The organism is Pseudomonas sp. BF-B-26 (assembly GCF_019956495.1).
In the GTDB taxonomy this organism is placed as follows: Bacteria; Pseudomonadota; Gammaproteobacteria; order Pseudomonadales; family Pseudomonadaceae; genus Aquipseudomonas.
In genome coordinates this window covers 1-21,770 of record NZ_JAHBDP010000091.1, presented here as the reverse complement: position 1 = coordinate 21,770, position 21,770 = coordinate 1, and the positions used below count along the sequence as shown (strand labels likewise).

The window sequence follows — 21,770 nt, the reverse complement described above, 5'->3', positions numbered from 1 at the left end:
TCCAAGGCAATCGACATGACCGACACTCAGAATAAGAACTACATCATTGCCCTCGATCAGGGTACGACCAGCTCCCGCGCGATCATTTTCGACCGCGACGCGAACGTGGTCTGCACCGCCCAGCGCGAATTCGCACAGCATTACCCGCAAGCCGGCTGGGTTGAACACGACCCGATGGAAATCTTCGCCACCCAAAGCGCCGTGATGGTCGAGGCCCTGGCTCAAGCCGGCCTGCATCACGACCAGGTCGCCGCCATCGGCATCACCAACCAGCGCGAAACCACCGTGGTCTGGGACAAGACCACCGGCCGCCCGATCTACAACGCGATCGTCTGGCAGTGCCGCCGCAGCACCGAGATCTGCCAGCAGCTCAAGCGCGACGGTCACGAGCAATACATCAGCGACACCACCGGCCTGGTCACCGACCCGTACTTCTCCGGCACCAAGCTCAAGTGGATCCTCGACAACGTCGAAGGCAGCCGCGAACGCGCGCGCAAAGGCGAACTGTTGTTCGGCACCATCGACAGCTGGCTGATCTGGAAATTTACCGGCGGCAAAGTGCACGTCACCGACTACACCAACGCCTCGCGCACCATGCTCTTCAACATCCACACGCTTGAGTGGGACGCGAAGATGCTGGAGGTGCTGGATATTCCGCGCGAAATGCTGCCGGAAGTTAAATCCTCGTCCGAAATCTACGGCCACACCAAAAGCGGCATCGCCATCGGCGGTATCGCGGGTGACCAGCAAGCGGCCCTGTTCGGCCAGATGTGCGTCGAGCCAGGCCAGGCGAAAAACACCTACGGCACCGGCTGCTTCCTGCTGATGAACACCGGCGACAAAGCGGTGAAATCCAAGCACGGCATGTTGACTACCATCGCTTGCGGCCCGCGCGGCGAAGTGGCTTACGCGCTGGAAGGTGCTGTGTTCAACGGTGGTTCCACCGTTCAATGGCTGCGTGATGAACTGAAAATCATCAACGACGCCCACGACACCGAATACTTCGCCAACAAGGTCAAGGACAGCAACGGCGTGTACCTGGTACCCGCCTTCACCGGTCTGGGTGCTCCGTACTGGGACCCGTATGCCCGTGGCGCGCTGTTCGGCCTGACTCGCGGCGTACGCGTGGATCACATCATTCGTGCAGCCCTGGAGTCGATTGCCTACCAGACCCGCGACGTTCTCGATGCCATGCAACAGGACTCCGGCGAACGCTTGAAATCCCTGCGTGTCGACGGCGGCGCAGTCGCGAACAACTTCCTGATGCAGTTCCAGGCCGACATCCTCGGCACTCAGGTCGAGCGTCCGCAAATGCGCGAAACCACCGCACTCGGTGCGGCTTACCTGGCTGGTCTGGCGTGTGGCTTCTGGGGCAGCCTGGACGAGTTGCGCGGCAAGGCTGTGATCGAGCGCGAATTCGAACCGACCCTGGACGAAACCGCGAAGGAAAAACTCTACGCCGGCTGGAAAAAAGCCGTCAGCCGCACCCGCGATTGGGAACCGCATGAAGGCGCTGAATAAGCCGGGCTGAGTACTCGTATCTGTATGTCCAAATAGCGTGAAAGCGTAGCGAGCGAAGGCAAGACAAGGCAAAAACAGGCGAGGACCGGCTGGGGTCGCACCCGACTTTACGAGGTTGTAAATGAGCAGTCCGAGCCTGTTTTTAACGCAGGATTGCCGAGCGCAGTAGCTTTCACGTTATTTGGAAACTGGCAGGGAGCAGATTCCTGCGTCATCATGGGCAAATTTTTGCACGGCAGCCCAAAGGAAGCCCCATGAATCTGCCTCCCCGTCAGCAGCAAATCCTCGAACTGGTCCGCGAACGCGGCTATGTCAGCATCGAGGAAATGGCTACGCTGTTCGTCGTTACACCGCAAACCATCCGCCGCGATATCAATCAGCTCGCGGAAGCTAATTTGTTGCGTCGCTACCACGGCGGCGCAGCCTACGATTCCAGCGTCGAAAACACCGCCTACGCCATGCGTGCCGATCAGATGCGTGATGAAAAGCAGCGTATCGGTGAAGCCATTGCGGCTCAAATCCCCGATCACGCCTCGCTGTTCATCAATATCGGCACCACCACCGAATCCATCGCCCGGGCGTTGCTCAATCACAATCACCTGAAGATCATCACCAACAACCTGCATGTGGCTTCGATGCTCAGCGCCAAGGACGACTTCGATGTCCTGCTGACCGGTGGCAACGTGCGGCGCGACGGTGGTGTGGTCGGTCAGGCCAGTGTCGACTTCATTAACCAGTTCAAGGTTGATTTCGCCTTGGTCGGCATCAGCGGTATCGATGAAGACGGCAGTCTGCTGGACTTCGACTATCAGGAAGTTCGGGTGTCCCAGGCGATCATCGCCAATGCCCGGAAGGTGATACTGGCGGCTGACTCCAGCAAATTCGGGCGCAACGCCATGATTCGTCTGGGGCCGATCAGTTTGATTGATTGCCTGGTAACCGATCAGCAACCTGTGCCGGCGCTGGCGCAGTTGTTGAGTCAGCACAAGATTCGGCTAGAAGTCGTTTAACCGCGAAAGCGGTTAAATAACCTGTAGGAGCACGGCTTGCCGGCGATGGCGGCCTCGAGTATGCCATCGCGGGCAAGCCATGCTCCTACAGAAGTCGCGGCAAATCTCCCCTCTTCACTCTCTCAATGTTCGAAAATTTTCCTTTCACGGCCCTTCGATCAGTATTTTCAATCGAAGTTAACTGGCTGTGGGCGACTTTATGGGCTACCATTTTCGCAAATGAACATTAATGTTCGAATTCCAATACAGAAAATCATAAAAGCCCGAGGCTAGCCGATGCCCACTTCTACCTTGCCTACGCCCCCTCTCGCTGAGATCTACGATATCGCCGTCATCGGTGGCGGGATCAATGGCGTGGGGATCGCAGCGGATGCCGCCGGTCGCGGTCTTTCGGTGTTTCTATGCGAAAAAGACGACTTGGCCAGCCACACCTCGTCAGCCAGCAGCAAGCTGATCCACGGCGGCTTGCGCTACCTTGAACATTACGAATTCCGCCTGGTGCGCGAAGCCCTGGCCGAACGCGAAGTGCTGCTGGCCAAGGCCCCGCACATCGTCAAGCAGATGCGCTTCGTGCTGCCGCACCGTCCACACCTGCGTCCAGCCTGGATGATCCGCGCCGGTCTGTTCCTTTATGACCACCTTGGCAAGCGGGAAAAACTCGAAGGCTCGAAAAGCGTGAAGTTCGGCCCGGACAGCCCGCTGAAAAGCGAAATCACCAAAGGCTTCGAATACTCCGATTGCTGGGTTGACGATGCCCGACTGGTGGTGCTGAACGCCATGGCCGCCCGCGAAAAAGGCGCCCACGTTCACACCCAGACTCGCTGCGTCAGCGCCCGTCGCACCAAGGGTATGTGGCACCTGCATCTGGAACGCGCCGATGGCAGTCTGTTTTCGATCCGCGCCAAGGCACTGGTAAACGCCGCCGGCCCGTGGGTCGCCAAGTTCATTCGTGACGACCTGAAGATGGAATCGCCGTACGGCATCCGCCTGATCCAGGGCAGCCACCTGATCGTGCCGAAACTGTACGAAGGCGAACACGCGCACATTCTGCAAAACGAAGATCAGCGCATCGTGTTCACCATTCCATACCTGAACCACTTCACCCTGATCGGCACCACCGACCGCGAGTACACCGGCGATCCGGCAGCAGTGGCGATCACTGAAAGCGAAACCGATTACCTGTTGAAAGTGGTCAATTCCCATTTCAAGAAACGCATCAGCCGCGACGACATCCTGCACAGCTATTCCGGCGTTCGCCCGCTGTGCAACGACGAATCCGATAACCCGTCGGCTGTCACTCGCGACTACACCCTGGCGCTGTCGGGCACCGGCGAAGAAGCGCCGCTGTTGTCGGTGTTCGGCGGCAAGCTGACCACCTACCGCAAACTGGCCGAGTCGGCGCTGGCGCAACTGGCTCCGTACTTCAAAGACATCAAGCCGAGCTGGACCGCCAGCGCTCCCCTGCCGGGCGGCGAAGACATGACCACCCCGCAAGCCTTGTGCGCCTTGATCCGCGACAAGTTCGACTGGGTGCCGACCGAAATCGCCCGCCGCTGGGCCACCACCTATGGCAGCCGCACCTGGCGCATGCTCGAAGGCGTGCAGAATCTCGGCGATATGGGCGAACACATCGGCGGCGGGCTCTACACCCGTGAAGTCGATTACCTGTGCAGCGAAGAATGGGCAACCACCGCGCACGACATTCTGTGGCGCCGCAGCAAGCTGGGGTTGTTCACTACTCCGGCGGAACAGGAAAAGCTCAAGGATTACCTGAGCAAGGTCGAGCAGAACCGCAGCAAGATCGAAGCGGCCTGATCCCTGATCCGCTTAAACGAAAGCCCCTGAATCTCACGATTCAGGGGCTTTTTTTGTACGTGCTTACTGCGCTAGATGCAGCAACAGGAAATCAATGAACGCCCTCGATTTGTGGGGCAAATGCGGGCTGTTGGGGAACACCACGTTGACTGACTGAGAGGGCAGCGAATAGTCGGGCAATAACCGCATCAGCCGCTCGCTGGCAATGTCTTCCTTGACCATCCAAGCGGGCAGCACCGAGACGCCTAGCGACGATAACGTCATGGAGCGGATGGCCGTGGAAGAATTGGATTCAAATTGATTGATTCCGTTGATCTCGACAGCCCCCAATTGCGGATGGCGCAACGACCACTGGGTCGGTGCCTGCAGGTTGCTGTTGGCGATCCAGGGTACCGAATTCAGGTCCTGAGGATTCTGCACCGGGTGACGTGCAAGAAACGTCTCGGTAGCCACCAGGACAATTTCATAATCCGCCAGTTTACGGCTCTTGAAAGCCGAGTCCGCCAAGTTACCTAAACGGATAACCAGGTCTAACTTTTCCGCCACCAGATCATTGAGTGACGAGTTGAAGTTATAACAGAGTTTTATTTCCGGATAACGCTCTATAAATTGCGGTATCAACGGAAGAATATAGGCCTCGCCGTATTCACTGGTGGAACTGAAGCGCAACTTGCCGGACACCCGATCATGCCCTTTTAATACATTATCGAAGGCATTATCGATGTCCGCGACAATACCTTTGAACTCTTCATAAAAGTCCTGACCGATTTCGGTGAGGGATATATTTCGGGTATTTCGAATCAACAACGTCGCTGACAGCACGTCCTCCAGCGCCTTGACATGCAGGCTGGCCATGGCTTTGCTGATGCTCAGGTAATTGGCAGCCTTGGTGTAAGAACCAAAATCGACCACGGCCAGGAATGTCTGGACCCGATTAAGATGAGTGTGCATAGCAATAAGGCTCACTGTTAAATCCCGTCAAACATTGTTTCAAGGATAGTCGTATCGACAGTTCAAGTCCACCGCCCCTATGCTTTGTGGCAAAGGGGAAACAACATGACCTATCGCTACAAAGTTGCACTGATATTTCTGATCGGCTTTTTTATAGACTGCATTAACATCTTTATGTCGGCGGTCGCATTACCGAGTATCTCGGCGGCGCTGCACGTTAGTACTTCAGACGTTGCCTGGGTGGCTAACGCTTATATTCTGGGGCTGACTCTGATCATCCCGGTCAGCACCTGGCTGGCCGGTCGTCTTGGCAGCCGGGAAATCCTCACCGCCTCGATGATCGTGTTCACCGCCTCGGTGTGGATGTGCGGACTGGCCAACAGCTTCAACGATTTGGTGATCTGGCGCTTCGTCCAGGGGATTGGTGGCGGCCTTTTGATTCCTGTCGGCCAGGCGCTGACGTTCAACCTGTTCAAGGGCGAGCAGCGGGCGAAAATATCCACATTGGTCATGGCCGTTGCCCTGATAGCGCCCGCCATTTCACCGACCATCGGCGGTGTCATCGTCGACAGCAGCTCCTGGCGCTGGGTGTTCTACAGCAACATCCCGTTCTCGCTGATCGCGGCATTGCTGTCCTGGTTCTGGATCAACGAAGCGCGGCCGACGAGTTTACCCCGGCCCGACATCAAGGGCTTGCTGCTGGTCAGCGCGGCACTCGGCAGCCTGCTGATGGGCATGTCGTTGTATGGCGGCGACGCTCCGGCATGGGTGGCCGCCCTCTTCGTCATGGCCGGCGTTGCTTTCGTCGTGCTGTACGGGCTGCACTACCGCACCTGCAAAAACCCGATCATTGAACTGAGCCTGCTCAAAAGCAAAAAACTCAGCACCTCCATCTTTATCTATTACGCGATTCCCGGTGTGTTCACGGGGGTCAACTTGATGAGCATCTTTTTCCTGCAAAACACTCTGCACTTCAGTGCCCGACTGACAGGGATGTTCATGATCCTGTACGCCATCGGCGCGTTCATCGCGATGCTGATCTGTGGCCGGGTCTATAACCGGATGGGCGCGAAGCGGCTGTTTGCCCTCGGCATGCTCTTGCACAGCGCCGGCATCGCCACCCTGTTACTGGTGAACGATCCCTCAGATTTTATGGTGATTGTCATCGCCTACAGCTTGATGGGAATCGGCGGCGGCATCGGCGCCAACACAGCACAAACCACGTCGCTGATGGACTTCGAGGGCAATGACACCCACAAGGCCAGTGTCATCTGGAACATCAACCGACAGATGTCATTCAGCATCGGCGCCGCCCTCTTCCTGATGGTTTTCAACCTGCTCTTGAAGCATTTCGATACCACCCAGGCCTACCACGTGACCTTTGCTATCGCCGCGCTGGTGGGCCTGTTCCCACTCTTTCAACTGAGTCAGTTGAACACTCAAAAGGACTGTCATGCACAACAAAATAGTTGAACAGGCGCACCACAGCATTCATCACGTGCACGAGCTGATCCACACCCTGTTCACCGACGCAAACGGCAAGGGGCAGGCCGTGCTTGAACCGCTGATGTCGGCCTTTGCCGAGCACTTCACCCTGGTCACCACCTCGGCCGCCATTGTCAGCCGGGCGACGGTCGAACAGATGTTCAAAGGTGCAGTCGGCGCCAAGCCAGGCCTGGAGATCGTCATCAGCGACCTGCAGACGGTCTGGCAGGAAGGCAACAGCGTGGCGATCCGCTACAAGGAAACCCATCACCTCGCCCAGCGCGAAAGCTCACGGGTTTCGGTGGCGATCATTGGCATGCATCACCACAACGCCCAATGGATCTACCTGCATGAAACGCCGCTAAGTCAGGGAAGCTGATTATCGTATGAACTACACCATCACTGATTGCCGAATGCTCTCGGCGTCTATCAAAGAAATCACCGTCAGCCCGCTAGCAGCGGGGTCTGCGTCGCCAGCAGCGGGCGCACATTTCAAATGGTTCATCCCCGAACTGAATGAATGGCGGCACTACTCGGCGGTACAGCTGGCAGACCGCACTACGCCGCAAGGCAGCGTCATCTTTGCCATCCGGCTCACTGCCGACTCGGTCAGCAGTCGCTACATTCGTTCGCTGGCCGTCAACGACACGGTGCAGCTCGATGGCCCGTTCAATACGTTCACCTACCCGCTCGTTGAAAGCGTCGGCAGAGACATTGCGCTTGCCGGAGGCATCGGCATTACACCACTGACCGGGATCCTTCATCACCTGGCGTCATTAAATCGAAGCGCACATCTGCATTATTTCGCCAGGAGCGACGACGACGCGGCCTATGCCTTGCCAATGAAGGCACTGTTGCAGGAGCGCCTGCACTTCCACTTCTCCAGTCAACCCGATGGCCGCCGCTCCGTCAGCCAGGTCCTGGCAGACCTTTCGCCACACGACCGGCTCTACGTCTGCGGTCCGCAATCGATGCTCAACGACGTGTTTTGCCATGCCGAAGCCAATGGCCTGGCGCGCGAGCGCATCCATTTTGAAATCTTCAATGTGGTCCGGGAAGACGATGAGTCGGCCTTTGTGATTGACGCCGTCGAGTCGGGTATCAGCGTCAACGTCGATCAAGATCAAACCTTGCTGGAGGCGCTGGAGGCTGCCGGTCTAGACCCGCTCTACGACTGTCGACGCGGTGAGTGCGGCGTCTGCGCGCTAGAGGTCCTTGAGGGCGAAGTCGACCATCGCGATTTCATCATGAGCGAAAAAGAAGCTGCCTGTAGCGCAAGGATTTATCCCTGCGTCTCGCGAGCCAAAAGCCAACGCCTGAAGCTGGCTATCTAACGAGGTAAACCGTTTGGACAATTACTTCAACGGCAGAGAAGTGCACAAATCGCTCTTCCTTGATCAGCAACTCTTCGAACAAGAACAACACAGCGTCTTCGCCGCCAGTTGGTGCTACGTGGGGCACGACAGTCTGATCCCGCAGCCTGGTGACTTTTTCACCACCGACATTGCCCAACAACCATTGGCAATGGTCCGGCAAAAAAATGGCGAGATAGTTGTCCTGCATAACCGCTGCCCGCACAAAGGCGTGAAAGTATTGGCCGAGCCTCGCGGCAACGTCGGCCGGTTCATCCGCTGCCCTTACCATGCGTGGACATTCAAGACCGATGGCGAACTGTTGAGTATTCCGGTGAAGAAGGAATACGACGATTGCGACCTCAGCGCCTGCTCCGCCCACAAGGGGATGCAAGCCGTCGCAGCGGTGGAGAATTATCGCGGTTTTGTGTTTGTCCGCCTCCAGGTGGAAGGCATCGACTTCAACACGTTTTTCGGCGAGTCATTATCGACACTGGACAACATGGTGCTGCGCTCGCCCCTGGGTCAGCTTCGCGTCGTTGGCCAGCCGCTCCTGCACCGACATCACTGCAACTGGAAAATGGTCGTCGATAACCAGACCGATACCTGTCACCCGATGATTGCCCATGAGTCCTCGGCGGGCGAGGCAATTCGCTTGTGGAAGGAAACCAGCGACCAGAGCAGCCCTTCGCCCATGGCGGTCGAACTGTTTGCACCGTTCATGGCGTCCTACGAGTTTTTCGCCAACATGGGCATTCGCACCTGGCCCAACGGCCATGGGCATACCGGCGTCAGCAACTCAATCCATAAAGCCTATGCCGATATTCCGGGTTATTGGGACCTGATGGTCCAGAGCTATGGCGAGCGCCAGGCCACCGAGATTCTCGAAGACACCCGACACAACACCGTCTATTTCCCGAACCTGATGGTCAAGGGACCGATCCAGACGTTGCGGGTGATCAAGCCGATCAGCGCCCAGGAGACGGTGGTCGAGTCGTGGATCTTCGAGTTGTTGGGTGCCCCCATCCAGTTGCTGGAAAGAACCGTCCAGTACAACAACCTGATCAATTCCCCCTGCTCGATGGTTGCCCACGACGATGTGGAAATGTACGAGCGGGCGACGGAGGGATTGCGCAGCGACGCCAACGAGTGGGTCAACGTGGCGCGACTCTTTGAATCGAACGAATCCTATGAGCGGACGCAGGTGGTTTCGGGCACCAGCGAAATGGCGATGCGCAACTTTTACAACAGCTGGCAGCACTTGATGCGGGGAAACAATGCAACTCGATCCGAACAATAAACACGCCATCGAACAGTTGATCGCCACCGAAATCCAGCTGTTGGACCAACAAGATTTCGGTGCCTGGCAACAACTGCTGACCCTCGAGTACACCTACTGGATACCGTTGCGACGAGAACAGACCAGCCCCCTTCATGAGTCGTCGCTGCTGTATGAAGACCGGTTTCTGACGACGTTGCGCATCAACCGATTGGCCAATGCGCGCAACTACTCGCAACAGCCCAAGAGCCGCAGCTTGCATATTGCCCAGTGTTCGTTGATCCGTATGGAAGACGACGAACTGAGCGCATCGAGCAGCACCAACATGCTCTATTGCGAAGCCCGCGGTGACAGCGAATGGCATTACCCGGTCACCGTCGAGCATCAACTGATTAACGTCGAAGGCACCTGGAAAATCAAAGGCAAAAAAGTACTTCTGCTCAATCCCTCCCGTGCGATTGAAAGCCTGCAGTTAATCATCTGATTTATCGAGAATCACACGTGAACGTTATGAGTACCGGCTTCGACGAAGCCACATTTCCCTGTTCTTTTCCGTATGTCGATCTGTTGTACGACTACGGCCAGTTTTTGCGCAATGCCGTTGATGCAATCGGTTACTTGCCACCCGGAGCGGCCGACAAACACATTGGCATTGTCGGCGCCGGATTGAGCGGGCTGGTCGCTGCCTATGAATTACTCCGTGCCGGCGCCCACCGCGTCACACTGTTCGAGGCTGCCGAGGAACACTTGGGCGGTCGGTTGCTGACCCAACGCTTTGACGATGACCACCCGCAATTCATCGCCGAAATGGGGGCGATGCGTTTTCCTCCCAGCGAGGTCGGTTTGTTTCACTACCTGAACCGGTTCGGCATCGAAACCACTGAAGCGTTTCCTGACCCCGGTGTGGTGGATACCGAAATTCACTACCGCGGGGAGACTTACCACTGGGCCGCCATGCAGCCGCCACCGGCCATCTTCAGCACGGTCCATCGGGGCTGGAATGCCTTTTTGAAAGAGGGCGTGACCTTCGATGACGGCACCTGCCTGGCGCCACCGTTATTACTGACCGAGTTACTGAAGCAACACAATTACCCGGAAGTGCAGCCGGAATGGCAGCGCTATCTGGATTGTTTCGGCGACAGCTCGTTCTATTCGGCCATGGTGCGGATTTTCACCGGCAGCAACCCGCCCGGCGGACAACAGTGGCGCAAACCCGAAGACTTCCATCTATTCGGGTCTCTGGGGATTGGCTCGGGCGGTTTCCAATCGGTTTACCGCGCCTCCTTTACCGAGATCCTGCGGCTGGTGGTCAATGGCCTCGAAGTCAATCAACGACTGGTGCCAATGGGCATCTCGTCGCTGTCGGAGTTGATTGCCGATACATCATTCAACGGCATGCCATTGCGCGACCGAATCTGCCGCACCCGCATCGAGTCCATCAACAAGGGCGATAACGGTGAAATCCTGCTGGCCGGCAGTAATGGTGAGACCTATGCCTGCGACCGGGTGATCACCACGACTACAACCCGGGCGCTGCAAGTGAACATGAAGCTCACACAGAACCAGGCCTTCGTGAATCGAGATGTCGCCCGGGCGATCAACGAAACCCACATGGTCGGTTCGTCCAAGCTGTTCATCCTGACCAAAGACAAGTTTTGGTTGAAACACGGTCTGCCACAGAACATCCAGACGGACACCTTGGTGAAGGGCGTGTATTGCCTGGATTACGCGCCGCAAGACCCTGATTCCTGGGGCGTGGTATTGATCAGTTACACCTGGGAAGACGACTCCCACAAGATGGTTTCAATGACCGACAAAGTTCAACGCTGCTTGCGTCTTGTCGATGAACTGGCCATGAGTGCACCTGAGTTTGCCGGCCACCTTTTACCGCTCAATGGTAACTACCAGCGATACGTCCTGGAGTATGACTGGCTGACCGACAAGCATTCACTGGGGGCCTTCAAACTCAACTTTCCAGGTGACGATATTTACTCGGAACGTTTGTTCTACCAATTCAAAACAGCCCTCGACTCACAACAGGACACGGGGTTGTACCTCGCCGGGTGCGGCTGCTCTTTCACCGGAGGCTGGGCGGAAGGCGCCATTCAAACAGCGCTCAACGGTGCCTGTGCGGTGATCAGCAGTCTGGGTGGCGACTTGATTGCCGACAATCCGCTGGACGGGCTGCACGCTCAATACCGCTATTGCTGATGCCTTCATCGCAAGCCTCCATCCCCATAGCCGAGACCCGTTTTATGTACAGCCAACATTCAATTGAAGAACTCGTCAGCGGATTTCGCAGTGGCAGTCACTGCCTGGACACCTGGCACCAATCCCAGCGCGACAAACAGCGTGATCATCAACACCTGAACAGCTTCATCACATTCGATCCGACAGCGTTCGAGGGCACCCCCGGCGCGGACCGAGAGGCCGGCCTGTATGGCATGCCCGTTTCCTTCAAGGACAACATCAATGTCAACGGCATGCCGACCACCGCAGGCACGCCGGGGCTGGCCGCCTACTACCCGTCGTCCGATGCCGGGATTGTCCAGCGCTTCAAGCAGCTGGGCGCCAGAGTCGTGGGTAAAAACAACATGCATGAACTTTCGTTCGGGGTGACGTCGGCCAACCGAACCCACGGCGCCGTGGTCAACCCGGTCGACGAACGCTACAGCGCCGGCGGCAGCAGCGGCGGTTGTGCGGCAGCCGTCGCCGCCGGTCTGGTGCCCTGCGCCGTGGGCACCGACACCGGCGGTTCGGTGCGCATCCCCGCAGCATTCTGCGGGATCGTCGGATTCCGTCCCACCACGGGTTGCTACCCGGTCGATGGCATCGTGCCCGTTTCCCAGACCAAGGACACGCCGGGGCTACTGACCCGCACCCTGCAAGACTGCCAGTTCATCCACCATCAACTGATCGGGTCCCCCCCCGCCGCCCCGGACGACACCAGACCGCTACGGGTGGGCATTCCGGAAAAATTCCTCTGGGCCGATCTCGAAGAGAAAGTCCGACGCGACTGCTTCGCAGCGATCGAAGTACTGGCAGATCAGGGCGTGGAATTGGTTCCAGTCGATGACCTGTTGATCGGGGAAATCAACGAGAGCATTCAGTTCCCGTTGCCGATTTATGAGTTCTTTATCGACTTCCCGCGTTTCTTGATGAAGGAAGGCTGGGGCGACAACTTCCTGAGCATCCTGGCGCAGATCCAGGACCCGGGCATTAAGAAAATACTGACGGCACAACTCGAAAGCCCGGCGATTTCCTACAAGGATTATGTGCAGGCATTGATGAGCAAGCTGCAGCTGGGTCGGGAATACAGCCGTCTGTTCAATGTCCATCAACTGGATGTGATTGCGTACCCCACCGTCAGCTGCACGGCACCGTTGCTCACCGATTGCGAGGCAGAAAGCAACTTCGAAACGTTCGTGCGCAACACCGACCCGGCCAGCAATCTGGCAGCTCCCAGTGTCACCGTTCCCGTAGCGGAAAAACACTCGCTGCCGGTCGGACTCTCGTTCGACGCATTGCCCGGTCAGGACAGCCTGCTGCTGGAGAGAGCCCGTCAGTTATCACGCTTGCTGGCCATGCACTAACGCGCTGTCGGCGCCATTCATCAGCAACGCTGAATGGCGCTGATCCTTTCGCACGCGCGGCCGGCAGCACAGCCCGCCGAAAGAACAGCCCTCTAATAATTCAAATGCAGGCCTTGCCATGCGCAGCACTTCTACGTCCTCTTCCACCTCATCCACTACCCCCGTCGCACTCGAACGGTCGCCTTCGGTGCTCGGCGGCGCCATGATGATCGGTGGCACCATTGTCGGCGCCGGCATGTTTTCGCTGCCGGTCGTCATGTCCGGCCTGTGGTTTTATGGCTCTGTCGCGGTCCTGTTGTTTGCCTGGTTCTGCACCTTGCATTCCGGGTTGATGATTCTTGAGGCCAACCTCAACTATCGTCCGGGCGCCAGTTTTTCAACGATCACCAAAGACTTGCTGGGTCGTCGCTGGAATGTGTTGAACGGATTGAGCATCGTGTTTGTCCTGTACACGCTAACTTACGCTTACATCTCGGCCAGCGGCTCGGTGATTCATCACAGCGCCCAATCATTGGAATGGAATCTGTCGGCACGTACCGGGGGCTGGTTTTTCACGCTGACGGTCGCGCTCATCGTATGGCTGAGCACGGCAGCGGTGAGCCGGGTGACCACGCTGATCTTTGGCGCAAAGATCATCGCGTTTTTCCTGACCTTCGGCGGGCTGCTCGGTCATGTGCAACCGGCGACGCTGCTCAATCGAAACGCCACGGATAACCACTACCTCCCTTACCTGCTGATGACCCTGCCCTTCTGCCTGACGTCCTTCGGTTTTCACGGCAATGTTCCAAGCCTGGTGAAACACTTCGGCAAAGACCCGCAGCGTATCCGTGCCTGCCTGGTCAGCGGCACCCTCATCGCGCTTGGGCTCTACGTCGTCTGGATGGTTTGCAGCATGGGCAACATTCCCCGGGACGGGTTCAAGAATATCGCTCAGCGTGGCGGTAATATCGACGTACTGATCAGCGCGTTGGGAGCAATGCTCAACAGCGCAAAAATCGACGTGTTCCTCACATTTTTTTCCAACTTCGCCGTTGCTTGCTCCTTTCTCGGTGTGACCTTGGGGCTCTTCGATTATCTGGCCGATGTGCTGGGTTTTGATGACAGCCCGCGAGGTCGCTTGAAAACTGCGGCCACCACCTTTCTACCGCCCATGCTCTGCGGGTTGTTGTGGCCCGAAGGATTTATCCATGCCATCGGTTTCGCCGGTCTGGCGGCGACCCTCTGGGCCGTCATCACCCCGGCATTGCTGGCCAGCGCCTCACGCAAACGCTTTGGCAGCCCGCGGTATCGCGTCTGGGGAGGCCAGCCCATGATTGCCCTGGTGCTGTTTTTCGGCGTGATCAGCGCGGTTTCACATGTCCTGTTTTCACTGGGTTGGTTGCCGGTGTGGCGTTAGCAGGCCTGAACACCATTCGGTTTTCCGAACGCGACCAGTCGGTCGATTCGGATAACCGTATTTACCCACCATCAAAAATCTCGCCATAAATATTTAATCCCCTTATAAATCAATAGGTTGATCTATTCAGCCTGGCCTGGCACGAGTCATGCTCTACACTCTTGGACGAATGACAGCTGTGCCAACCCTTCAGGAGCCGGCAAGCATTCGAAGCACAAAAAAGAGCCGATGAACTGGCTCCATATAAAAACAATGTCGAGGAAAATTTGATGCGCATCGTTCCCCATCTCCTGGGCGCAGCCATTGCTGCCGCTCTGATCAGCACTCCAGTTTTCGCCGCCGAACTCACCGGCACCCTGAAGAAGATCAAAGAGTCCGGCGTTATCACCCTCGGGCATCGTGACGCTTCCATTCCGTTTTCCTACATCGCGGACGCTTCCGGCAAACCGGTTGGCTACTCCCACGATATCCAGCTGAAAATCGTTGAAGCCATCAAAAAAGACCTGGACATGCCGAACCTCCAGGTCAAATACAACCTCGTGACTTCGCAAACCCGTATCCCGCTGGTGCAGAACGGCACCGTGGACGTCGAGTGCGGCTCCACTACCAACAACGTCGAACGTCAGCAGCAAGTTGACTTCTCCGTCGGCATCTTCGAAATCGGCACCAAGCTGCTGTCCAAGAAAGATTCGCCTTACAAGGACTTCCCGGACCTGAAAGGCAAGAACGTCGTGACCACCGCTGGCACCACGTCCGAGCGCATCCTCAAGTCGATGAACGCCGACAAGCAAATGGGCATGAACGTCATCTCCGCCAAAGACCACGGCGAGTCGTTCAACATGCTGGAAAGCGGCCGCGCCGTGGCTTTCATGATGGACGACGCCTTGCTGGCCGGTGAAATGGCCAAGGCCAAGAAGCCAACCGATTGGGCCGTGACCGGTACTGCACAGTCCTACGAAATCTACGGCTGCATGGTCCGCAAGGGCGACGCACCATTCAAGAAAGCTGTGGATGACGCAATCATCGCGACTTACAAGTCCGGCGAGATCAACAAGATCTACGAAAAATGGTTCATGCAGCCAATCCCGCCAAAAAATCTGAACCTCATGTTCCCGATGAGCGACGAGCTCAAGGCCCTGATCGCCAATCCGACCGATAAAGCGGCTGACGAAAAGAAATCCTGATTTCTGACTAACCTTATCTCCTGAAAGGGCCACTGCCCTTTCGGGGGATAGTCACTCCCTGCTGGCATTTTTGGAAACACTCGAACCGGTGGCTGTCGAGCCGCTCGTGTGTGCCCGGTCTTCACGATCAGGGCGGGAACGGAGCTTCCCCAGGCGGGCACTTGTACATCGATCGATCTGAGGGGAGACCCTAATGAATTACAACTGGGACTGGGGCGTGTTCTTCAAGTCCACCGGAGTGGGCAGCGAGACGTATCTCGACTGGTACGCCTCCGGTTTGGGCTGGACCATCGCCATCGCCGTCGTGGCCTGGATCGTTGCACTGCTGCTGGGCTCGATGCTGGGCGTCATGCGCACCGTGCCGAACCGCATCGTATCGGGCATTGCGACCTGTTACGTCGAACTCTTCCGTAACGTGCCACTGCTGGTTCAGCTGTTCATCTGGTACTTCCTGGTGCCCGACCTGCTGCCTCAGAACCTGCAAGACTGGTACAAGCAGGACCTGAACCCGACCACCTCGGCTTACCTCAGCGTCGTCGTCTGCCTGGGCCTGTTCACCGCCGCTCGTGTTTGCGAACAAGTGCGTACCGGTATCCAGGCGCTGCCTCGCGGCCAGGAATCCGCCGCTCGCGCCATGGGCTTCAAACTGCCGCAAATCTACTGGAACGTGCTGCTGCCCCAGGCTTACCGGATCATCATTCCGCCGCTCACCTCGGAATTCCTGAACGTGTTCAAGAACTCTTCCGTGGCGTCGCTGATCGGCCTGATGGAGTTGCTCGCGCAGACCAAACAGACCGCCGAGTTCTCCGCCAACCTGTTCGAAGCCTTCACCCTGGCCACGCTGATCTACTTCACCCTGAACATGGGCCTGATGCTGCTGATGCGCATGGTCGAGAAGAAAGTCGCCGTACCGGGCCTGATCTCCGTAGGGGGTAAATGATGGAATTCGACTTCTCGGGCATCATCCCGTCCCTGCCGGGCTTGTGGAACGGCATGGTCATGACCCTGCAATTGATGGCGCTGGGCGTCGTCGGCGGGATCATCCTCGGCACGATCCTGGCGCTGATGCGCCTGTCCCACAGCAAACTGCTGTCGAACATTGCCGGCGCCTACGTTAACTACTTCCGCTCGATTCCACTGCTGCTGGTGATCACCTGGTTCTACCTGGCGGTGCCGTTCGTACTGCGCTGGATCACCGGCGAAGACACCCCGATCGGCGCATTTGCCTCGTGCATCGTGGCATTCATGATGTTCGAAGCGGCGTACTTCTGCGAAATCGTCCGGGCCGGCGTCCAGTCGATTTCCAAGGGTCAGATGGGTGCAGCCCAAGCCCTGGGCATGACGTATGGCCAGATGATGCGGTTGATCATCCTGCCGCAAGCGTTCCGCAAGATGACCCCGCTGCTGCTGCAACAGAGCATCATCCTGTTTCAGGACACCTCGCTGGTCTACGCGGTTGGTCTGGTGGACTTCCTCAACGCCTCCCGTGCCAGTGGCGACATCATCGGTCGCTCCAACGAGTTCCTGATCTTTGCAGGTCTCACGTACTTCACAATCAGCTTTGCCGCCTCGCTGCTGGTCAAGCGTCTGCAAAAAAGGTTTGCCGTATGATCTCTATCAAGAATGTCAACAAGTGGTATGGCGACTTCCAGGTACTGACTGACTGCAGCACCGAGGTCAAAAAAGGCGAAGTGATTGTGGTGTGCGGGCCGTCCGGTTCCGGCAAATCCACCCTGATCAAATGCGTCAATGCCCTGGAACCGTTCCAGAAAGGCGACGTGGTGGTCGATGGCACGTCCATCGCCGACCCGAAGACTGACCTGCCGAAACTGCGTTCGCGCGTTGGCATGGTGTTCCAGCATTTCGAACTGTTTCCGCACCTGACCATCACCGAAAACCTGACCATCGCGCAGATCAAGGTGTTGGGCCGCAGCAAGGAAGAAGCCACCAAGAAAGGCCTGCAACTGCTTGAGCGCGTCGGGCTGTCTGCCCATGCGCACAAGCACCCGGGCCAGCTTTCCGGTGGTCAGCAACAGCGTGTGGCGATTGCCCGTGCGCTGGCGATGGACCCGATCGTCATGTTGTTCGACGAACCGACTTCGGCGCTGGACCCTGAAATGGTCAACGAAGTACTCGACGTGATGGTGCAACTGGCCCACGAAGGCATGACCATGATGTGCGTGACCCACGAAATGGGCTTCGCCCGTAAAGTGGCGGACCGGGTGATCTTCATGGACCAGGGCAAGATCATCGAAGACTGCAAGAAAGAGGAGTTCTTCGGCGACATCAACGCCCGCGCCGAGCGTACGCAGCACTTCCTCGCCAAGATTCTGCAGCACTAAGAAAGGCACCGCTCCCACAGGGGCCGGTGGTGGTCTGGAGATTTGTGTTGTGGTTGACCCAAGGCATCTGTGATGAAATGCGACACCAATCTCTATCGCGCCGCGCCGCCATCACTCGCCGTGAAACCCCGTCTGATTCGCCATCTGTTCCTGCCGCCGCTGGTCATCGCCCTGATGATCGGATTGGGTTACCTCGGCTTCTGGGTCAGTGAACACTACGGGATTCGCAGCCTCAGCGAGAACGGCCAGCGTCAGCTGGAACTGCACGCCCGCGCCGTCGAGAGCGAGATCAGCAAGTACACCTACCTGCCCAGCCTGCTGGAACTCGAATCCAGCGTTTCGACGCTGTTAGCCGACCCGTCGCCAGAACACCGACAGACGGTCAATGAATACCTCGAAGGCCTGAACCGGCGCAGCCGCAGTCGGGCTATCTACGTGATGGACACCACTGGCCGGGTCATGGCCACCAGTAACTGGCGCGATGTCGACAGTTACCTGGGCGAAGACCTGTCCTTTCGCGCCTATTTCCAGAATGCCGTGCGCGGTCAGCCGGGGCGCTTCTATGGCATCGGCAGCACCAACGGCGAGCCCGGTTATTACCTGGCTCATGGCCTGGAAGAACACGGCAAGATCATTGGCGTCGCGGTGGTCAAGGTGCGCCTCGAAGCCATGGAAGAACGCTGGCAGCGCGCGCGGCTGGAAGCGTTCGTCAGCGATGAAAACGGCATCATCATTCTTTCCAGCGATCCGGCACGGCGCCTGAAATCGGTTGTACCGCTGAGCGACGAGACCAAGGAAAAACTGGCCCGCAGCCTTCAGTACTACTGGTTCCCACTGAACGAACTGCAACCGCTGGCCCGTGAACAACTGGCCGAAGGCGAGGAAAAACTGACCTTCCCCGCCAACAGCGAAGTGGAATCCGATGAAGAGGACATCAGCTACCTCTCGCAAACCCGGCCATTGAGCGATACCCCGTGGAATTTCACCCTGCTCACCCCCCTGCAGGATTTGCGTCGCGAAGCGATCAATCAGGGGATTCTGGTGGCGGTGGCGTTTGCCCTCGTGGCGTTCCTGCTGATCGCCTGGAACGAGCGGCGCAAGGTCATTGCCACGCGCCTCGCCGCCCGGGAAGCCTTGCAGGAAGCCAACAATCAACTGGAGCGTCGGATTACCGAACGCACCACCGACCTGCGCGCCAGCAACGAACGGCTCAAGGGCCAGATCCGCGAACGACGTGTGGCTGAAGAGACGCTACGCCGTGCCCAGGATGAACTGGTGCAGGCCGGTAAACTCGCGGCCATCGGCCAGATGTCCACCAGCATCGCCCACGAATTGAACCAGCCACTGGCGGCGTTGCGGACCTTGTCCGGCAACACCGTGCGGTTTCTGGAACGTGGTCAACTGGACGTTGCCAGCACCAACCTCAAGACCATCAACGAATTGATCGACCGCATGGGCCGGATCACCGCGAGCCTGCGTTCGTTCGCTCGCCGCGGAGACGACAAAGGTCAGGCCAGCCTCGGCAAAGGGGTGGATGCAGCCTTGCAGCTGCTCGGTGGTCGCGTGGAAAGCGCGCATCTGCAACTGCACCGAGACTTCGCCGATGTGCAGGTGCAGATCGACCAGACCCGTCTGGAGCAGATTCTGGTCAACCTGATCGGCAACGCCCTCGACGCCATGCAGGCGCAGCCGCTGCCAGAACTGTGGCTCGAAGGCGAAGAGTACGATGGCAAATATCGCCTTCGTGTACGCGACAACGGCCACGGCATCGACGCCGAAGCGCGCAAGCATTTGTTCGAGCCGTTCTTCACCACCAAACCCGGCGAACAGGGCCTGGGCCTTGGCCTGACCCTTTCCGCCAGCCTGGCCGCCGCCACTGGCGGGCACCTGGGTGTCGAGCACCCGGCCAGCGGTGGTACCACTTTCGTCCTCAGTTTACCGTTGGTAAGCCCCACTCACGCCGAGCCAATATGAACAACGACCTTAGTGTGCTGATCGTCGAAGACGACCCCCATGTGCTGCTCGGCTGCCAACAGGCGCTGACCCTGGAAGACATTCCCTGCGTGGGCGTCGGCAGCGCCGAAGAAGCGCTGGAGCGGGTCGGCGACAACTTCGCCGGCATCGTCATCAGCGACATCCGCCTGCCGGGCATCGACGGTCTGGAATTGCTGACCCGACTCAAGGCCCGCGACCGCAGCCTGCCGGTGGTGCTGATCACCGGTCACGGCGACATCTCCATGGCCGTCGGCGCAATGCAGAAAGGCGCCTATGACTTCATGGAGAAACCTTTCTCCCCCGAGCGTCTGGTCGATGTAGCGCGCCGTGCGCTGGAGCAACGCAGCCTGGCGCGGGAAGTCTCTTCGTTGCGTCGGCAACTGGCGGAACGGGATTCCCTCGAAGGCCGGATCATCGGCCGCTCGCCCGCCATGCAGAACCTGCGGGAACTGATCGCCAACGTCGCCGATACGTCGGCCAACGTGCTGATCGAAGGCGAAACCGGCACCGGTAAAGAGTTGGTTGCGCGTTGCCTGCACGATTTCAGTCGGCGGCACACCAAGCAGTTCGTCGCGCTGAACTGCGGTGGCCTGCCGGAGAACCTGTTCGAAAGCGAAATCTTCGGCCATGAAGCCAACGCCTTTACCGGCGCCGGCAAGCGCCGGATCGGCAAAATCGAACACGCCGACGGCGGCACGCTGTTCCTCGACGAAGTGGAAAGCATGCCGCTACCGCTGCAAATCAAGCTGCTGCGGGTGTTGCAGGAACGCACCCTGGAACGCCTCGGGTCGAACCAGAGCGTGGCGGTGGATTGCCGGGTGATCGCGGCGACCAAGTCCGATCTGGACGAGTCGAGCAAGGCGGGCGAATTTCGCAGCGACCTGTATTACCGCTTGAACGTGGTGACCCTCGAATTGCCACCGCTGCGCGAACGCCGCGAAGACATCCTGCAATTGTTCGAACACTTTCTGCAGCAGTCGTCCCTGCGCTTCGACCGTGCCGTGCCGGACCTGGACAACCAGACCCTGTCGAACCTGATGAGCCACGACTGGCCGGGCAACGTACGCGAACTGCGCAACGTCGCCGAGCGTTTTGCCCTCGGTCTGCCGGCCTTCAAGAAATCCGGCGCCATCGGCAGCAATCAGGGCCTGGCCTTCGCCGAAGCGGTAGAAGCGTTTGAACGCAACCTGCTGAGCGACGCTTTGCAGCGCAGTGGCGGCAACCTGACCCAGGCCAGTCTGGAACTCGGGATGGCCAAGACCACGCTGTTCGACAAAGTGAAGAAGTACGGGCTGAGCCACTGATGGACCTGATCCTCAAAGCAACCCTGGGCGCAGCCGTGGTGGTGATCCTCGCCGCACTGGCCAAGACCAAAAACTATTACATCGCAGGATTGGTGCCGCTGTTTCCGACCTTTGCGCTGATTGCGCATTACATCGTCGGCAAGGGTCGCTCGCTGGAGGATTTGAAGACCACCATCGTGTTTGGGATGTGGTCGATCATTCCTTACTTCATCTACCTGGCGACGTTGTATGTGATGGTGGACCGGATGCGGCTGGAGGCTTCGCTCGCTGTGGCAGCGGTGGCTTGGTTGATGGCGGCTACGGTGCTGGTTTCGGTTTGGGTCCACTTCCAGAATTGAGCGCAAATCACTGTGGGAGCGAGCTTGCTCGCGAAGGCGGTGTTTCAGTCGACATTAATGCCAACTGACACTCCCTCTTCGCGAGCAGGCTCGCTTGTATGGTAGGACTTGAAGGGAGGAGGAGGGACAAGGCTCGATTCCGACTGTTGACGCAGTACAGACCGTGGGAGATTTCGCCCCTCCTCCTTTCACCCAAGCGCCGATA

General features: G+C 58.1%; 19 protein-coding genes. 18 read left to right on the top strand and 1 reads right to left on the bottom strand.

Annotated elements, in window-relative coordinates; translation table 11 throughout:
• Window positions 1-15: 15 nt before the first annotated feature.
• From glpK to glpD, 3 genes are all read left to right on the top strand, one after another.
• Complete coding sequence (glpK, locus tag KGB03_RS20445; protein WP_033057460.1) at window positions 16-1,521, top strand: glycerol kinase GlpK; 1,506 nt, start codon at window positions 16-18, stop codon at window positions 1,519-1,521.
• Between the two features lie 254 nt (window positions 1,522-1,775).
• Entirely contained in the window at window positions 1,776-2,531 is a 756-nt protein-coding gene (locus KGB03_RS20440; protein WP_027922833.1) for a DeoR/GlpR family transcriptional regulator, read from the top strand.
• A gap of 276 nt (window positions 2,532-2,807) precedes the next feature.
• Window positions 2,808-4,346 carry a glycerol-3-phosphate dehydrogenase gene (glpD, locus tag KGB03_RS20435; protein WP_218538367.1) on the top strand — a complete coding sequence of 513 codons (1,539 nt, stop codon included), beginning with the start codon at window positions 2,808-2,810 and terminating at the stop codon, window positions 4,344-4,346.
• Window positions 4,347-4,409: 63 nt separating this feature from the next.
• Here glpD and KGB03_RS20430 read toward each other — a convergent pair whose 3' ends face one another.
• The gene (locus tag KGB03_RS20430) at window positions 4,410-5,297 is read right to left on the bottom strand and encodes a LysR family transcriptional regulator (protein WP_218538394.1); all 888 of its coding nucleotides are present in this window, start codon (window positions 5,295-5,297) and stop codon (window positions 4,410-4,412) included.
• A gap of 105 nt (window positions 5,298-5,402) precedes the next feature.
• On the opposite strand from KGB03_RS20430, the gene KGB03_RS20425 reads away from it, so the two are divergent.
• The 15 genes from KGB03_RS20425 to KGB03_RS20355 all read left to right on the top strand — a co-directional run bounded on the left by KGB03_RS20425 (window position 5,403) and on the right by KGB03_RS20355 (window position 21,565).
• Complete coding sequence (locus KGB03_RS20425; protein ID WP_218538366.1) at window positions 5,403-6,770, top strand: MFS transporter; 1,368 nt, start codon at window positions 5,403-5,405, stop codon at window positions 6,768-6,770.
• Entirely contained in the window at window positions 6,751-7,161 is a 411-nt protein-coding gene (locus tag KGB03_RS20420) for a DUF4440 domain-containing protein (RefSeq protein ID WP_218538365.1), read from the top strand. Before KGB03_RS20425 ends, KGB03_RS20420 begins: the two co-directional genes overlap by 20 nt.
• Window positions 7,162-7,168: 7 nt before the next feature.
• Window positions 7,169-8,116, top strand: a complete 948-nt coding sequence (locus KGB03_RS20415) for a flavin reductase family protein (protein WP_218538364.1) — start codon at window positions 7,169-7,171, stop codon at window positions 8,114-8,116.
• Between the two features lie 40 nt (window positions 8,117-8,156).
• Window positions 8,157-9,434 (top strand): Rieske 2Fe-2S domain-containing protein, encoded by a 1,278-nt coding sequence (locus KGB03_RS20410; protein WP_223528588.1) that lies wholly within the window; start codon window positions 8,157-8,159, stop codon window positions 9,432-9,434.
• Complete coding sequence (locus tag KGB03_RS20405; protein ID WP_223528585.1) at window positions 9,412-9,897, top strand: aromatic-ring-hydroxylating dioxygenase subunit beta; 486 nt, start codon at window positions 9,412-9,414, stop codon at window positions 9,895-9,897. The genes KGB03_RS20410 and KGB03_RS20405 overlap by 23 nt, the downstream gene beginning before the upstream one ends.
• A 26-nt stretch (window positions 9,898-9,923) precedes the next feature.
• Entirely contained in the window at window positions 9,924-11,624 is a 1,701-nt protein-coding gene (locus KGB03_RS20400; protein ID WP_218538393.1) for an NAD(P)/FAD-dependent oxidoreductase, read from the top strand.
• Window positions 11,625-11,668: 44 nt separating this feature from the next.
• A complete protein-coding gene (locus KGB03_RS20395; RefSeq protein WP_218538361.1) occupies window positions 11,669-13,006 on the top strand; it encodes an amidase family protein in 1,338 nt (445 codons plus the stop codon).
• A gap of 118 nt (window positions 13,007-13,124) precedes the next feature.
• Window positions 13,125-14,402, top strand: a complete 1,278-nt coding sequence (mtr, locus tag KGB03_RS20390) for a tryptophan permease (RefSeq protein ID WP_223528582.1) — start codon at window positions 13,125-13,127, stop codon at window positions 14,400-14,402.
• A 269-nt stretch (window positions 14,403-14,671) separates the two neighbouring features.
• Window positions 14,672-15,586, top strand: a complete 915-nt coding sequence (locus tag KGB03_RS20385; protein WP_111451998.1) for a glutamate/aspartate ABC transporter substrate-binding protein — start codon at window positions 14,672-14,674, stop codon at window positions 15,584-15,586.
• A 193-nt stretch (window positions 15,587-15,779) separates the two neighbouring features.
• Window positions 15,780-16,526 carry an amino acid ABC transporter permease gene (locus tag KGB03_RS20380; RefSeq protein WP_111451999.1) on the top strand — a complete coding sequence of 249 codons (747 nt, stop codon included), beginning with the start codon at window positions 15,780-15,782 and terminating at the stop codon, window positions 16,524-16,526.
• Complete coding sequence (locus tag KGB03_RS20375) at window positions 16,526-17,197, top strand: amino acid ABC transporter permease (RefSeq protein WP_033053683.1); 672 nt, start codon at window positions 16,526-16,528, stop codon at window positions 17,195-17,197. Before KGB03_RS20380 ends, KGB03_RS20375 begins: the two co-directional genes overlap by 1 nt.
• The gene (locus KGB03_RS20370) at window positions 17,194-17,928 is read left to right on the top strand and encodes an amino acid ABC transporter ATP-binding protein (protein ID WP_074874020.1); all 735 of its coding nucleotides are present in this window, start codon (window positions 17,194-17,196) and stop codon (window positions 17,926-17,928) included. Before KGB03_RS20375 ends, KGB03_RS20370 begins: the two co-directional genes overlap by 4 nt.
• 72 nt (window positions 17,929-18,000) lie before the next feature.
• Window positions 18,001-19,902: a sensor histidine kinase gene (locus KGB03_RS20365; RefSeq protein WP_223528579.1), complete on the top strand. Its 1,902-nt coding sequence runs from the start codon at window positions 18,001-18,003 to the stop codon at window positions 19,900-19,902.
• Window positions 19,899-21,227: a sigma-54-dependent transcriptional regulator gene (locus KGB03_RS20360; protein WP_223528576.1), complete on the top strand. Its 1,329-nt coding sequence runs from the start codon at window positions 19,899-19,901 to the stop codon at window positions 21,225-21,227. The genes KGB03_RS20365 and KGB03_RS20360 overlap by 4 nt, the downstream gene beginning before the upstream one ends.
• An 8-nt stretch (window positions 21,228-21,235) precedes the next feature.
• Window positions 21,236-21,565, top strand: coding sequence for a GlpM family protein (locus KGB03_RS20355; protein ID WP_178082235.1), 330 nt, complete (start codon window positions 21,236-21,238; stop codon window positions 21,563-21,565).
• Window positions 21,566-21,770: the final 205 nt, after the last annotated feature.